14 protein-coding genes are annotated in these 14,932 nt (G+C 70.8%); 8 read left to right on the plus strand and 6 right to left on the minus strand.

Annotation, left to right across the window (positions count from 1 at the left end; genetic code table 11):
• Positions 1 to 57: 57 nt before the first annotated feature.
• Both ACYVO7_RS12420 and ACYVO7_RS12425 read left to right on the plus strand, forming a co-directional pair.
• Positions 58 to 2,421, plus strand: a complete 2,364-nt coding sequence (locus tag ACYVO7_RS12420; protein ID WP_460450135.1) for a bifunctional salicylyl-CoA 5-hydroxylase/oxidoreductase — start codon at positions 58 to 60, stop codon at positions 2,419 to 2,421.
• 155 nt (positions 2,422 to 2,576) lie between these two features.
• Positions 2,577 to 3,824: a flavin-dependent oxidoreductase gene (locus ACYVO7_RS12425; RefSeq protein WP_460450136.1), complete on the plus strand. Its 1,248-nt coding sequence runs from the start codon at positions 2,577 to 2,579 to the stop codon at positions 3,822 to 3,824.
• Positions 3,825 to 4,046: 222 nt separating this feature from the next.
• On the opposite strand, the gene ACYVO7_RS12430 is transcribed toward ACYVO7_RS12425, so the two are convergent.
• From ACYVO7_RS12430 to ACYVO7_RS12455, 6 genes are all read right to left on the minus strand, one after another.
• Entirely contained in the window at positions 4,047 to 4,505 is a 459-nt protein-coding gene (locus ACYVO7_RS12430) for a cupin domain-containing protein (protein ID WP_460450137.1), read from the minus strand.
• Between the two features lie 38 nt (positions 4,506 to 4,543).
• Complete coding sequence (locus tag ACYVO7_RS12435; RefSeq protein WP_460450138.1) at positions 4,544 to 5,242, minus strand: ABC transporter ATP-binding protein; 699 nt, start codon at positions 5,240 to 5,242, stop codon at positions 4,544 to 4,546.
• Positions 5,242 to 6,003 (minus strand): ABC transporter ATP-binding protein, encoded by a 762-nt coding sequence (locus tag ACYVO7_RS12440; protein ID WP_460450139.1) that lies wholly within the window; start codon positions 6,001 to 6,003, stop codon positions 5,242 to 5,244. Before ACYVO7_RS12440 ends, ACYVO7_RS12435 begins: the two co-directional genes overlap by 1 nt.
• Entirely contained in the window at positions 6,000 to 7,028 is a 1,029-nt protein-coding gene (locus ACYVO7_RS12445; RefSeq protein WP_460450140.1) for a branched-chain amino acid ABC transporter permease, read from the minus strand. Before ACYVO7_RS12445 ends, ACYVO7_RS12440 begins: the two co-directional genes overlap by 4 nt.
• A complete protein-coding gene (locus tag ACYVO7_RS12450) occupies positions 7,025 to 7,951 on the minus strand; it encodes a branched-chain amino acid ABC transporter permease (protein ID WP_460450141.1) in 927 nt (308 codons plus the stop codon). The genes ACYVO7_RS12445 and ACYVO7_RS12450 overlap by 4 nt, the downstream gene beginning before the upstream one ends.
• A gap of 79 nt (positions 7,952 to 8,030) precedes the next feature.
• Positions 8,031 to 9,221: an ABC transporter substrate-binding protein gene (locus ACYVO7_RS12455; protein ID WP_460450142.1), complete on the minus strand. Its 1,191-nt coding sequence runs from the start codon at positions 9,219 to 9,221 to the stop codon at positions 8,031 to 8,033.
• Between the two features lie 252 nt (positions 9,222 to 9,473).
• Between ACYVO7_RS12455 and ACYVO7_RS12460 the strand changes: the two genes are divergently transcribed.
• From ACYVO7_RS12460 to ACYVO7_RS12485, 6 genes are read left to right on the plus strand one after another with little or no spacing between them, the layout of a single operon-like run.
• Positions 9,474 to 10,238 carry an SDR family NAD(P)-dependent oxidoreductase gene (locus tag ACYVO7_RS12460; protein ID WP_460450143.1) on the plus strand — a complete coding sequence of 255 codons (765 nt, stop codon included), beginning with the start codon at positions 9,474 to 9,476 and terminating at the stop codon, positions 10,236 to 10,238.
• A complete protein-coding gene (locus ACYVO7_RS12465) occupies positions 10,235 to 10,762 on the plus strand; it encodes a MarR family winged helix-turn-helix transcriptional regulator (protein WP_460450144.1) in 528 nt (175 codons plus the stop codon). The genes ACYVO7_RS12460 and ACYVO7_RS12465 overlap by 4 nt, the downstream gene beginning before the upstream one ends.
• Positions 10,759 to 11,592, plus strand: coding sequence for an enoyl-CoA hydratase family protein (locus ACYVO7_RS12470; protein ID WP_460450145.1), 834 nt, complete (start codon positions 10,759 to 10,761; stop codon positions 11,590 to 11,592). Before ACYVO7_RS12465 ends, ACYVO7_RS12470 begins: the two co-directional genes overlap by 4 nt.
• Before the next feature lies 1 nt (position 11,593).
• Complete coding sequence (locus ACYVO7_RS12475) at positions 11,594 to 12,787, plus strand: acyl-CoA dehydrogenase family protein (RefSeq protein ID WP_460450146.1); 1,194 nt, start codon at positions 11,594 to 11,596, stop codon at positions 12,785 to 12,787.
• A 22-nt stretch (positions 12,788 to 12,809) separates the two neighbouring features.
• Complete coding sequence (locus ACYVO7_RS12480; protein WP_460450147.1) at positions 12,810 to 14,456, plus strand: benzoate-CoA ligase family protein; 1,647 nt, start codon at positions 12,810 to 12,812, stop codon at positions 14,454 to 14,456.
• Entirely contained in the window at positions 14,453 to 14,899 is a 447-nt protein-coding gene (locus ACYVO7_RS12485; RefSeq protein WP_460450148.1) for a RidA family protein, read from the plus strand. Before ACYVO7_RS12480 ends, ACYVO7_RS12485 begins: the two co-directional genes overlap by 4 nt.
• The last annotated feature ends 33 nt before the right edge of the window (positions 14,900 to 14,932 follow it).

The raw sequence follows: 14,932 nt of genomic DNA on the forward strand, positions 1-14,932 counted from the left end.
ATTTTAAGCTTAAATGAATTCGCAGCCTGGCCCACCGTGACGACGAAGAGGCATCCCATGCGCATCAGTGTCATCGGAGGCGGCCCCGCCGGCCTGTATTTCGCCATCCTGGCCCGCAAGTCCTTCCCGCAGGCGGCCATCACGGTGCTGGAGCGCAACAGGGCCGACGACACCTTCGGCTTCGGCGTCGTCTTTTCCGACCAGACCCTCGACAATTTCGAGCGCGCCGACCGCGAGAGCTACGAGGCGATCACCGACGCCTTCGCCTATTGGGACGACATCGCCATCCATGTCCGCGGCGAGCAGCACCGCATCGGCGGCAACGGCTTTTGCGGCTGCTCGCGGCGCACGCTGCTGATGCTGCTGCAGGAGCGCGCGCGGGCGCTCGGCGTGGAGCTGGTCTTCGGGCGCGAAGCGCAGACGCTGCCCGGCCCCGACGAGGCCGACCTCGTGGTGGTGGCGGACGGCGTGAACTCCCGCTTCCGCGAGGCGCATCGGGAGCATTTCGGGACCGAGGTCGACCTGCGTCCCAACCGCTTCGCCTGGATGGGATCGACCCGTCCCTTCGACGCCTTCACCTTCTTCTTCAAGCAGACCGACTACGGCGTCTTCATCGCCCATTGCTACCAGTACGAGGCCGACCGCTCGACCTGGGTGCTGGAGACCGATCCGGAGACCTTCGCCAGGGCCGGGCTGGCCCACATGTCGGAGGCCGAGAGCGTCGCCTTCATGGAGCGCGTCTTCGCCGAGGAGCTCCAGGGCCACCCGCTGATCGCGAACCGGTCGCTCTGGCGCCAGTTCCCCATGATCCGCAACGAGCGCTGGACCATGGACGACCGCATCGTCCTGCTCGGCGACGCCAAGGCCACGGCGCATTTCTCCATCGGATCCGGCACCAAGCTCGCCATGGAGGACGCGATCGCCCTGCACCAGGCGCTCAAGGCCCAGCAGGGCGACGTCGCCCAGGCGCTGCGCCGGTTCGAAACGGGCCGCCGCGAGGAGGTGGAGAAGACCCAGCACGCCGCCGACGTCAGCCTGGTCTGGTTCGAGCACGTGAAGCGCTTCCTCGGGATGGGCCCCGTGCAGTTCGCCTTCGGCCTGATGACGCGGGCGAAGTCGATCACCTATGACAATCTGGAGCTCCGCGCGCCCGACTTCGTCAGGGCCGTCGACCGCAGCTTCGCCCAGTCCCTGGCGGCCCAGGGCTGCCCGGTGGACGTGGACCGTCCGGTCGCGCCGGCCTTTCAGCCGCTGCGGCTGCGCGGCCTGACCGCCCCGAACCGCATCGTCGTGTCGCCGATGTGCATGTATTCGGCGGTGGACGGCCTGCCGGGCGATTTCCACCTCGTCCATTACGGCTCCCGCGCCATGGGCGGGGCGGGCCTCCTCTTCACCGAGATGACCTGCGTGGCCCCGGACGCCCGCATCACGCCCGGCTGCGCCGGCCTGTGGAACGACGCCCAGCAGGCCGCCTGGACGCGCATCGTCGACTTCGTCCACGCCCACTCGGCGGCCAAGGTCTGCCTGCAGCTCGGGCACGCCGGCCGCAAGGGCGCGACGAAGCTGATGTGGGAGGGGATGGACCGGCCGCTGCCGGAGGGCGGCTGGGACATCGTCGGCCCGTCGCCCCTGCCCTACTATCCCGAGAGCGCCGTCCCCAAGGCGCTCGACCGCGCCGGGATGGACCGGATCCGCGACCAGTTCGTGGCCGCCGTGCAGCGCGGCGACGCCTGCGGCTTCGACATGGTCGAGCTCCACGCCGCCCACGGCTACCTGCTGGCGAGTTTCCTGTCGCCGGTCACGAACCGGCGGACGGACGAGTATGGCGGCTCGATCGAGAACCGCCTGCGCTTTCCGCTCGAGGTCTTCGCCGCGATGCGCGAGGCCTGGCCGGCCGACAAGCCCATGTCGGTGCGCATCTCGGCCACCGACTGGATCGAAGGCGGCATCACGGGCGACGACGCCGTCCGGATCGCGGAGGCCTTCGCACAGGCCGGCGTCGACCTCGTCGACGTCTCCACCGGCCAGACCAGCCCGGCCTCGCGTCCCTTCTATGGCCGCATGTTCCAGACGCCCTACGCCGACCAGGTCCGCAACGAGGCCCATGTCGCCACGATGTGCGTCGGAAACATCACCAGCGTCGACCAGGCCAACACCATCCTGGCGGCCGGCCGGGCGGACCTCGTGGCCTTCGGCCGACCCCACCTCGCCGACCCGGCCTTCGCGCTGCGCGCCGCGGCCTGGTATGGAGCCGAGGCGTTCACGCCCAAGCCTTATCAGCCGGGCTGGGAGCAGTTGAAGCGCAACACGCCGCGCGAGAAGGCCGACCTGACCGAACTGAAGCTCAAGGCGCGGCCGAAGTCGCACAAAACGGGCGAAGGCGCACGCATCGGTGACGCCCCTCCAAGCCCCTCATCCTGAGGAGCGCCCAAAGGGCGCGTCTCGAAGGACGAGGGGCATTGTGAGGTTTCGGCCGGACGAGCAAGACAACGGGCATTAAGCGGGCGCCACGGAAGCGGTTGCGCGAGGTCGTCGGTTAGTCCTTTTTAGCGGGAGCTTCGGGGGGGAAAATCCGCATGCATGTCATCATCGTAGGGGGCGGGATCGGCGGGCTGACGGCCGCGCTGATGCTGCACCGGCGGGGGATCAGGGCCACCGTCTACGAGCAGGCCTCCACGATCCGCGAGGTCGGGGTGGGCATCAACACGCTGCCGCGCGCCATCGTGGAGCTCGAGGAGCTCGGCCTCCTGCCGGCGCTGGACGCGGCCGGCATCCGCACCCGCGAGCTCGTCTACATGAACCGCTATGGCCAGACCGTCTGGCAGGAGCCGCGCGGCGTCTACGCCGGCTTCAAGTCGCCGCAATTCTCCATCCATCGCGGCCGCCTGCAGAAGCTCATCCATGACGCCGTGGTGGAGCGGCTCGGCCCGGATTCGGTGCGCACGGGCCGGCGCCTTCTCGGCCTCATCGAGGACGAGGGCGGAGTCACCGCCCATTTCGCCGATTCCCGCTTCGGGGGGGCCGGCGAGACGATCCGCGCCGACGCGCTCGTCGGCGCCGACGGCATCCACTCGGCCGTGCGGGCGCGCTACTTCCCCGACCAGGGCCCGCCCCGCTGGCAGGGCGTGCGCATGTGGCGTGGGGCGATCGACTGGCCGACATTCCTTGACGGCGAGAGCATGATCATCGCCGGCGGCATGCAGGCGAAGCTCGTGCTCTACCCCATCGGCAAGGGCGAGCGGCCCGACACGCGCCTCACCAACTGGGTCGTGAACGTCCGCCTCGGCGATCCCGACAAGCCGCCGCCCAAGGAGACCTGGTCCGGCCAGGGCCGGCTGGAGGACGTGCTGCCCTTCGCCCGCCGTTTCACCGTGCCGGGCGTGGACATCGAGGCGCTGGTGCGCGCGACGCCGCAGTTCTGGGAATATCCCATGTGCGACCGCGATCCCCTGCCCCGCTGGACGCATGGCCGCGTGACGCTGCTCGGCGACGCCGCGCACCCGATGTATCCGGTGGGCTCCAACGGGGCGAGCCAGGCCATCCTCGACGCCCGCTGCCTCGCCGACAGCCTCGCGGCGGCTGACCACCCGCGCCACGCCCTGGCCGTCTACGAGGCGGAGCGCCTGCCCAAGACGGCCGAGATCTGCGCCATGAACCGCCAGGGCGGCCCCGAGCGCGTCATCGACGCCGTGGAGGCGCTGGCCCCCAGCGGCTTCGACGACGTCGAGCGCGTGCTCAGCTACGCGCGGCGCGAGGCGATCGTGAAGAGCTACGCCGGCAAGGCCGGCTTCGCGCTGACGCAGGTGAACCGCAGGGCGGGGTGACGCAGCGTCCGTTGCGGAACCTCCCAACCGTCATCCCCGGCGACCTGCGGAGCAGGTCGGGAAGGAGATCCAGCGGACTGGGTGCAAACGGCCCCTGGATCCCCTTCCCCTCCGCGGCTTCACCGCTCCGGCCGGGGATGACGGCAGCGTTCGTACGGTGTGAAGCAAGGCGACGCCCTCGCCCCTGCCCCTCTCCCGCAGGCGGGAGAGGGTAAGCGCTCATCAGGCCCCGTCGGGCGGCGGCGGCAGGAAGTCGACCTCGTGCTTGGCCGCGAGCGCCACCACGTCGGCGGGGTTCTGCTCAGCCATGGAGTGGATGCCCCAGAACAGGTCGTAGAGCGGCCCGGTGGGCGACACCCAGAACACGCATTTGGTCGGCGCGTCGGACTTGTTGAAGATGCCGTGCGGGACGCCCCGCGGCAGCCGGATCAGGTCGCCCGGACCGGCGCCGACCTCCTGCCCGTCGAGGACGAGGTCGAAGCGCCCCTCCAGCACATAGATGAACTCGTCCTGGTTGGGATGGATGTGCGGCGGCACGAAGGTCCCGGGCGGGAAGGTCGCGTGCCAGGAGAAGGAGCTCTCCGTCAGGTGCTTGGGCACATAGGTCTGGCCTAGGATGTTCCAGACGATTCCGTCGATGCCTTGGCCGGCCGGCGTCACGCCTGCGGTCATCGGTTTCATGGTTTGCCCTCCCTGTAGGCTGCTGATGATAGATCGGCTCAAAGGTGAAGGTAACGGTCCTTCACGCTGGCGTCGGCCATGAGCTCGGCGGTGGAGCCGGTCCACACCACATGCCCCTTCTCCAGCACGACATGCCGGTCGGCGATGCGGGCCAGCGCGTCGACATGCTTGTCGATCACCAGGATCGACTCGCCCTCGGCCTTCAGGGCCGCGAGGCACGACCAGATCTCCTGCCGGATGATGGGCGCCAGTCCCTCCGTCGCCTCGTCCAGGATGATCAGCTTGGGATTGGTCATCAGCGCCCGGCCGATGGCCAGCATCTGCTGCTCGCCGCCCGACAGCTCGTTGCCGCGGTTGCCCTTGCGCTCTTCCAGCCGCGGCAGGAAGGCGTAGACCCGCTGCAGCGTCCAGCGCCCCCGCCCGAAGCGGTCGGCCGCGGTGGCGACGAGGTTCTCCTCCACGCTCAGGGTCGGGAACACCTGCCGGCCCTCCGGCACCAGGCCGAGGCCCGCCTGGGCGCGGCGGTAGGGCGGCGCGGTGGTGAGATCCCGTCCGGCGAAGCGGACCGTGCCCTCGCGCGTCCGCAGCAGGCCCATGATGGTGCTCACGGTCGTGGTCTTGCCCATGCCGTTGCGGCCGAGCAGCGTCACCACCTCGCCGGGCCCGACCTCGAGCGAGACCCCGAACAGCGCCTGGGCGTCGCCATATCCCGACACGAGGCCGCTGACCTCCAGCATCAGGCCGCCTCGTCGCCGAGATAGGCGGCGCGCACGGCCGGGTCGCGGCGCACCTCGGCGGGCGTGCCGGTCGCGATCAGCCGGCCATAGACCAGCACGCTCACCCGGTCGGCGAGCGCGAACACCGCGTCCATGTCGTGCTCCACCAGCAGGATGGCGTAGCGGCCCTTGAGGCTGCGCAGAAGCTCGATCAGCCTTGCGGATTCGTCGCGTCCCACTCCGGCCATGGGCTCGTCCAGCAGGATCGCCTTGGGCTGCAGCGCCAGCGCCATCGCGAGCTCGAGCGCGCGCTTCTCGCCATGCGAGAGCCGGCCCGCCGGGACCCTCGCGCGGGCCGCGAGACCGACGGCCGCCACGGCCGCGCGGGCCGGGCCGTTCAGCGCCTCGTCCTCGGCCGCGCGGTCGAAGAGCCGCAGCGGCCGCTTGGCCCGGGCCTGCGCGGCGAGCGCGACATTGCCGAGGACGTCCAGCGACGGGATGATCGACGTGATCTGGAAGGTGCGCGCCAGCCCGGCGCGCGAGCGCGCCTGCGGGGTGGCGCGCGTGACGTCGGCGCCGTCGATCCGGATGCGCCCTTCGGAGGGCCGCAGCGTCCCGGCGATCTGGTGGATGAGCGTGGTCTTCCCGGCCCCGTTCGGGCCGATCAGCGCATGCAGTTCGCCCGGCATGACGTCGAGCGAGACGCCGTCCGTCACCCTCAGCGCCCCGAAGCTCTTGCGCAGGCCCGAGAGGGCGATCATCGGCGCGGCCCGCTCGGTCATGCCGGTTTCCCTCCGCTCTCGCCCGCGCGCCCGCGGACGAGCCGCTCGGCGAGCTGCGCCAGGCCGCCCCGCGTGAACAGCACGAAGAGCACGATCAGCGCGCCGAAGCCGAGCTTCCAGTGTTCGGAGAAGCCGGCCAGCCACTCCTCCAGGAGCAGGAAGGCGGCGGCTCCCACGATGGCGCCCCACAGCGATCCGAGCCCGCCGATGATGATCATGAAGATGAGCTCGCCCGAACGCTGCCAGGCCATGTAGGCCGGGCTGACGAACTCCGCGTGGTTGGCCAGGAGGACGCCCGAAAGCCCGCCGATCATGCCGGAGATCACATAGGCGGCGAGGCGCACGCGCATCACCTCGAAGCCGAACGAGGCCACCCGGACGGGGTTGTCGCGCGCGCCCTGCAGGGCCCGGCCGAAGCTGGAGCCCACGATCCGGCGCACCAGCCCATAGGACGCCGCCAGCACGGCGAGGCAGAGATAGAAGAACGCGGTCTTGTTCTTCAGCACCGGAAGGCCCGCCAGGGTGGAGCGCGCCGAGAGCGTCAGCCCGTCGTCGCCCCCATAGGCGTAGAGCGCCTGCGAGAAGAAATACGCCATCTGGCCGAAGGCCAGCGTGATCATGATGAAGGCGACGCCCTTGGTCCGCAGCGACACCGCCCCGGTGAAGGCGGCGAAGACGGCGCAGACCGCGAGCGCCGCCGGGACGACGATCAGGAGGTCGCCGCGCCCGTGCTCGATCAGGATGCCGGTCGCATAGGCGCCGAGCCCCACAAAGGCGGCGTGACCGAAGCTCACCAGCCCGCCGACGCCCAGGATCAGGTCGAGCGACAGCGCCGCCACGCCGTAGATGACGATGCGCGTGGCGAGCGAGAGCCAGTGCCCCTGCCCCGTCCAGGCGATCAGCGGCGGCGCCAGGGCCAGCGCCAGGAAGATCAGGGCCGGCGCGGCTGCGCCGAAAGGCGGGCGAGCGGCGCGCGGCGCCGGCGCAACGGCCGGGGCCGCGGCGGGGGCGGCGTCGCGGCTCATGTCCGCCCCCGGGCCGGCAGCAGCCCGTCGGGCCGGAAGAACAGCACCACCGCCATCAGGACATAGATGAACATCGACGACAGCCCGCCTGCGATCCCGCGCGCCGCGGCGGGCGGGAAGAACAGCCGCAGCAGGTCGACCGAGTAGGACCGCCCCAGCGTGTCCATCAGGCCGACCAGGAGCGCCGCCACGAAGGCGCCGCGGATCGAGCCGATGCCGCCGATGACGATGACCACGAAGGCGAGGATCAGCACGCTGTCGCCCATGCCAGGCTCGACCGACAGGATCGGCGCCGCCATCGCGCCCGCAAAGCCCGCCAGCATCGCCCCGAAGGCGAAGACGATCATGAACAGCCGGCTGATGTCGACGCCGAGCGCCGACACGATCGGCGCGTTGGACGCGCCCGCCCGCACCAGCATGCCGATGCGGGTCTTCTCGATCAGGACCCAGAGCCCCAGCGCCACGCCCAGCCCCGCCGCGATGATGGCGAAGCGGTACACCGGGTACAGCACGCCCTCGCCCAGCAGCACGGACCCTTGCAGCCATTCGGGCACCGGCACGCTGAGCGGCGCGGCGCCCCAGACCATCTTCACCGCCTCGTTGAGGAACAGGATCAGCCCGAAGGTGGCGAGCACCTGGTCGAGATGGTCCCGGCCGTAGAGCCGGCGGAAGACGAGCGCCTCCATCAGGAGACCGATCGCCAGCGTCCCGGCCAGGGCGAGCGCGAGCCCCGCCGCGAAGTTGCCGGTCCAGCCGATGCAGGCCACCGCCAGATAGGCGCCCAGCATGTACTGCACGCCATGCGCGAGGTTGATGAAGTCCATCACGCCGAACACCAGCGTCAGGCCCGCGGCGACGAGGAACAGCAGGAGACCGAGCTGCATCCCGTTCAGGATCTGGATGGTGAGGAGCGTGAACGACATGCCGGTTCGGGGATCCAGTGGCCAGGGCGCACGCCCCCGGCCGGAGCCGCGACGCGGCCCAAGCCCGGGGTCGGCGGCCTTACTTCAGCGGGCACTCCGCCGCGTAAGTGTCGCCGTAGTCGGAGAACACCTTCTCGACGATCTCGGTCTGGTACTTGCCGTCGGCGCGCTTGGCGGCCTTCACGACGTAGAAGTCCTGGATAGGGTAGCCATTGGTGTTGAACTTGAACTTGCCGCGCAGCGACGGGAAGTCCGCCTTCTTGATGGCCGCCCGCAGCGCCGCCTTGTCGGAGGTGGAGCCCTTGGTGGCGGTCAGCGCGCTGTTGATCAGCTGCGCCGCGTCATAGGCCTGCATGGCGTAGGAGCCCGGCACGACATTGAAGGCCGCCTCGTAGCCCGCCACGAACTTCTTGTTCTGCGGATTGTCCATGTTCGGCGCCCAGCTCATGCCGCCGAAGAACCCGACCGCCGCGTCCTGCTGCGCCGGCAGGGTCGACTCGTCCACCGTGAAGGCGGAGAAGAACGGCGTCTTGTCGGCCAGGCCGGCCTGGCGGTACTGCTTGACCAGGTTCACGCCCATGCCGCCGGGCATGAAGGTGAACAGCACGTCGGGCTTCGCCGCGGCGATCTTGGCGAGTTCGGCCGAAAAATCGAGCTGTCCGAGCGGCGTGTAGACCTCGTCGACGATCTCGCCCTTGAAGTGCCGCTTGAACCCGGCCAGCGAGTCCTTACCCGCCTGGTAGTTCGGGGCCATGATGTAGGCGCGCTTGTAGCCCTTGTCCTGCGCGTATTTGCCCAGCACCTCGTGCGGCTGGTCGTTCTGGTAGGACGTGACGAAGAAGTTCTCGCTGCACTGCTTGCCGGCGAAGTTGGACGTGCCGGCGTTGGGCGAGATCAGGATCGTGCCCGCCTCGGTGACCGGCTTGTGGATCGCCTGCAGCACGTTGGAGAACACCGGCCCGACGACGAAGTCCACCTTGTCGCGCTCCAGCAGAGCGCGGACCTTGGTGACGGCGACGTCCGGCTTCAGCTCGTCGTCGACCACGATCACCTCGACGGGGCGGCCGGCCATCTTGCCGCCCATGTCCTTCACGGCGAGCTGAAAGCCGTCCCTCACCTGCTGGCCGAGCGCGGCCTGGGGTCCGGAGAGGACGCTGACGAGGCCGATCTTCAAGGCCTCCTGCGCGCTCGCGCCCGAGATCGACGCCGCAACAGCGCCGACGGCCGTCGCGGCCGCCAGGAACCTGATGGAATGAGCGATACGCCTCATGTGAAAGACCCCTCCCCTCGAACCCGGGCGAAACCCAGGGCGCCGAACACTAGGACAGTAAACCCGATGGGCTCCAGCCATAATTGTTGGCATGGCCGGCCACGGCAGGCAAATTGTTTCAACATTAAAACATCTCGGACGGCCGGGGGCCGGGCGAGCCGCCGCAGGCCCCATCATCGCGCTTGCGCAACGGGCCGGCGTTATTTTAAGCTTGAAGCATTCGGAGCCGACGCGTTCGGGAGATCAAAGCGCATGGCCGACCTGAGCGGGCGCAGGGCGATCGTCACCGGCGGCAGCCGCGGAATCGGCCGCGCCATCGCCAGGTCGCTCACGCAGGCGGGCGCCAATGTGATCGTGTTCGGCCGCTCGGAGGCCGCCCTCACGGCCGTCGTGGACGCCGGCGACGCCGGCCATGGCGTCGTCGCGGACGTCACGGACGCCGCCTCCCTGCGCTGGGCGATCGAGCGCGCTCTGGCGGGCGGCCCCGTCGACATCCTCGTCAACAACGCCGGAACGGCCGCCTCGGGCCCCTTCCTGAAGCAGTCCGACGACGCCTTCGCCGACATGCTGGCCCAGCACCTCACCGCGCCGGTGCTGGCGAGCCGCGCCGTGCTGCCCGCCATGCTGGCCGCCGGGCGAGGGCGCATCCTCAACGTCGCGTCGACCGCGGCCCTCAAGGGCTACGCCTTCATGACGGCCTACACGGCCGCCAAGCACGCCATGCTGGGATTCACCCGGGCGCTGGCCCTCGAAACCGCGGCGTCCGGCGTCACCGTGAACGCCGTCTGCCCCGGCTTCACGGAGACCGACCTCGTCCGCGACGGCATGGTCCAGCGCGCCGCCAAGCAGGGACGCGCGCCCGAGGAGCTGATGCGCGAATTCACCGAGAGCAAGCCGATGAAGCGCCTCGTGCGGCCCGACGAGGTGGCGGCGGCCGCGCTCTGGCTCGTGTCCGACGGCGCCGCCGCGGTCACCGGCCAGGCCGTCGTGGTCGATGGCGGGGAGATGTCGGCATGATGCTGGACGCCGAAACCAAGGCGCTCGAGGAGCCCGCCGCCCATCACGAGGAGCTGAAGCTCTGGCTCAGGCTGCTCACCTGCGCCAACCTGATCGAGACGCAGATCCGCTCCCGGCTGCGCGAGCGCTTCGACATCACCCTGCCCCGCTTCGACCTGATGGCGCAGCTCGACCGCGCCCCCGACGGCATGACGCTGTCCCAGGTGTCCAAGCGGATGATGGTGTCCAACGGCAACGTCACCCACATCGTCGACAAGCTGCTCGCCTCGGGCGACCTCGACCGCCGCACCGCCGAACACGACCGCCGCGTGCAGGTGATCACCCTCACCCCGAAGGGCCGGGCCGAGTTCCGCGCCATGGCGGCCGAGCACGCCGACTGGATCGCGACGCTGTTCGGCGGCCTGTCGGAGACCGAGATCGGCCAGCTGATGCGGCTTCTCGGCAAGGCCAAGTCGTCCGTGGCGACAGCGTCGCAAGGGATGGCGCCGCCGTCCAAACCATCCGCCGAGGAGGACCGCCCATGACGCCCGCCAGCCAGGCGACCCTGCCGCTCTCCGGCTATCCCGCGGCGCATTTCAGCCTCGCGGTCGAGGGCCGGACGGCCGTCGTGACGCTGAATCGCCCCGAGAAGAAAAACCCGCTGACCTTTGAATCCTATGCCGAATTGTGCGACGTCTTCCGCGCGCTGGCCAAGGACGAGGCGGTCAAGGCCGTGGTGGTCACGGGCGCGGGCGGCGACTTCTCCTCCGGCGGCGACGTGCACGAGATCATCGGGCCGCTGGTCGCCATGGACACGGTGGCGCTGCTCAAGTTCACCCGCATGACGGGCGAGCTGGTCAAGGCGATGCGCGCCTGCCCGCAGCCGGTGGTCGCCGCGATCGACGGCGTCTGCGCCGGCGCCGGCGCCATCATCGCGATGGCGTCGGACATCCGCTTCGGCACGCCCCGCGCCAAGGTGGCGTTCCTGTTCAACCGGGTGGGCCTCGCCGGCTGCGACATGGGCGCCTGCGCGATCCTGCCCCGCATCGTCGGCCAGGGCCGCGCCTCCGAGCTGCTCTACACCGGCCGCGCTCTGCCGGGCGACGAGGCCGAACGCTGGGGCTTCTTCAATCGCCTCTGCGCGCCCGAGGCCCTCCTCGGCGACGCCAAGGCCTTCGCGGCGGAGATCGCCGCCGGGCCGACCTTCGCGCACGCCATGACCAAGCGCATGCTGCACATGGAGTGGGCGATGAGCGTCGACGACGCCATCGAGGCGGAGGCCGTGGCCCAGGCCCTGTGCATGCAGACGGAGGATTTCGGCCGCGCCTACCGCGCCTTCGCGGCGAAGCAGAAGCCCGTCTTCGAAGGCGACTGACATGCCCGACCGCTCCTACCTGGACTGGCCCTTCTTCGAGCCCCGCCACGGCGAGCGCGCCCGCGCGCTGGACGCCTGGGCGCGGGCCGTCCTTCCGTCCGCCGTGGACCACGCGGAAGTCGATGGAACCTGCCGGCGCCTCGTCGCCGAGCTCGGCCGGGCCGGCTGGCTCAAAGCCGTCGCGCCGGCGGAGTTCGGCGGCCAGGGCGATGGCTACGACGTGCGCACGTTGTGCGTCTCGCGCGAGACGCTGGCCTATCACGACGGCCTCGCCGACTTCGCCTTCGCCATGCAGGGCCTGGGCTCCGGCCCCATCGCGCTGTTCGGAACGGCCGAGCAGAAGGCCCGCTGGCTCCCGGACGTCGCCGCCGGCCGGGTCATCCCCGCCTTCGCGCTGTCGGAGGAGGAGGCCGGCTCCGACGTCGCCGCCCTGGCCTGCGCGGCGACGCCCGACGGGCCGGACCATGTCCGCCTCGACGGCGGCAAGACCTGGATCTCGAACGGCGGCATCGCCGACCTCTACGTCGTCTTCGCCCGCACCGGGGAAGCGCCCGGCGCGCGCGGCCTCTCCGCCTTCCTGGTCCCGGCCGACGCCCCGGGCCTTCGCATCGCCGAGCGCATCGACGTCATGGCCCCGCACCCGCTGGCGCGCCTGGCCTTCGAGGCCTGCCGGATCCCCGTCGCGAACAGGCTCGGCGGCCCCGGCGACGGTTTCCGCATCGCGATGGCCACCCTCGACGTGTTCCGCTCGACGGTGGGCGCCGCCGCGCTCGGCTTCGCCCGGCGCGCCCATGACGAGGCGCTCGACCGGGCCCGGTCCCGCATCCTGTTCGGCCGGCCGATGGCGGACCTGCCGCTCGCCCAGGCCTCGCTGGCCGAGATGGCGACCGACATCGACGCCGCCGCGCTGCTGGTCTATCGCGCCGCCTGGACCAAGGACGCCGGCGCGCCGCGCGTCACCCGCGAGGCCGCCATGGCCAAGATGGTCGCCACCGAGAGCGCCCAGAGCGTCATCGACAAGGCGGTCCAGCTCTTCGGCGGCCTCGGCGTGAAGACCGGGGTGAAGGTGGAGAGCCTCTACCGGGAGATCCGGGCGCTGCGGATCTATGAGGGCGCCACCGAGGTGCAGAAGCTGGTCATCGCCCGCGAGATCCTGAAATCGCACGCCGCCGGGGCCGCCCAGCCGCGAACCTGACACGCAACGGAGCGAGAACGCCATGGCTCACTCAGCGCATGTCGACACCTTCACCCGGGACAACCTGCCGCCGCCCGAGCTGCAGCCGACCTTTCTGTTCGACCTGCCGGAGCTGCGCTATCCGGAGCGGCTGAACGCCGTCACCGAGCTTCTCGACCGCTGGGTGGAGGCGGGGCGCGGCGACCGGCCCTGCATCCTGTCGCCCGGCGTGAGCTGGACCTACGCCGAGCTCGCCGAACAGGTGAACCGCATCGCCAACGTGCTGGTCGGCGAGCTCGGCCTCGTCCCGGGCGGCCGCGTGCTGCTGCGCTCCGCCAACTCGCCCATGCTGGTCGCGGCCTATCTGGCCATCCTGAAGGCGGGCGGCGTCGTCGTCGCCACCATGCCGCTGCTGCGCGCGAGGGAGCTCGCCTACCCGATCCAGAAGGCGAAGGTGAGCCTCGCGCTGTGCGACGCGCGCCTCACCGCTGACCTGGAGGCCGCGCGCGAGCTCTCGCCCGACCTGACCCGGATCGTGCCGTGGGGCGACGGCGCCCCGGGATCGCTGGAGACGCTCGCGGCCGCCGCGTCGCCGGATTTCAAGGCGGTGGACACCGCCGCCGACGACGTTGGCCTGATCAGCTTCACCTCGGGCACCACCGGCCAGCCCAAGGGCACGATGCACGTCCATCGCGACCTCTTGGCCATCTGCGACGCCTATGGGCGGCAGGTGCTCAAGCCCCGGGAGGACGACGTCTTCATCGGCTCCCCGCCGCTCGCCTTCACCTTCGGGCTGGGCGGGCTCGTCCTGTTTCCGCTGAGGGCCGGCGCGGCCTCCGCCATCCTGGAGCGGGCGGGCCCGGACGATCTCCTGGCCGGCGTCGCGCGCTTCCGGGCCACCATCTGCTTCACCGCCCCGACCGCCTACCGGGCGATGCTGGGCAAGCTCGCCGGGCATGACGTGAGCAGCCTGCGCCGCTGCGTCTCCGCCGGCGAGGCGCTGCCGCCCGCGACCTTCGAGGCCTGGCGCGCCGCGACGGGCCTCGCCTTGATGGACGGGATCGGCGCGACCGAGATGCTGCACATCTTCATCGCCGCCCCTTATGAGAAAGTCCGCCCCGGCGCGACCGGCCTGGTGGTGCCGGGCTACGAGGCGAAGGTCGTCGACGCGCAGGGGCGCGAGGTCCCGCGCGGCGTCGTCGGGCGCCTTGCGGTGCGCGGTCCGACCGGCTGCCGCTACCTCGCCGACGACCGGCAGCGCAACTATGTCGAGAACGGCTGGAACGTCACCGGCGACGCCTATCTGCAGGACGAGGACGGCTATTTCCGCTACCAGGCCCGCTCCGACGACATGATCGTGTCGGCCGGCTACAACATCGCCGGGCCGGAGGTCGAGGCCTCCCTGCTGGCCCATCCGGCGGTCGCCGAGTGCGGCGTCGTCGGCGCGCCGGACGACGAGCGCGGCTCCATCGTCAAGGCCTATGTGGTGCTGCGCGACCCCGCCGCCGCCTCCCCGGCCCTCGCCCAGGAGCTGCAGGAGTTCGTGAAGGCGGACATCGCCCCCTACAAATATCCCCGCGCGATCGCGTTCGTGGCCCAGCTGCCGCGCACCGAAACCGGCAAGCTCCAGCGTTTCGCCCTGCGCCGGCAGGCCGCGGCCGACGCCGACCCGCTGCTGAGGTCCGCATGAGCGACACGGCGACGACGAAACAGGCGGGCCGCCCCCTCCTCCTCCCCGAGGCGCTTCTGCCGGAAGGCTGGCCGCGGCCCCGCGGCTACGCCAACGGCATGCTGGCGCGCGGCGCCCTGCTGGTCACCGGCGGCGTCGTCGGCTGGGACGCGCAGGAGCGCTTCCCCGACCGACTCGTCGCCCAGGTGCACCGAACGCTGGAGAACATCCGCGCCATCCTGGCGAGCGGCGGAGCCGAGCCCCGCCATCTCGTGCGCCTCACCTGGTATGTCGTCGACATCGAGGACTACGCCGCCAATCTGAAGGCGATCGGCGCCGCCTATCGCGACGTCTTCGGCGCGCACTACCCCGCCATGGCGCTCGTGCAGGTGGTGCGCCTCGTCGAGACCCGCGCGCTGGTCGAGATCGAGGCGACGGCGGTGGTGCCGGACGCGCCGGACTGAACGCGGCTCTCCCCGCCGTCTAGGCCGGGAGCG

The organism is Alsobacter sp. SYSU BS001988, from assembly GCF_054796215.1.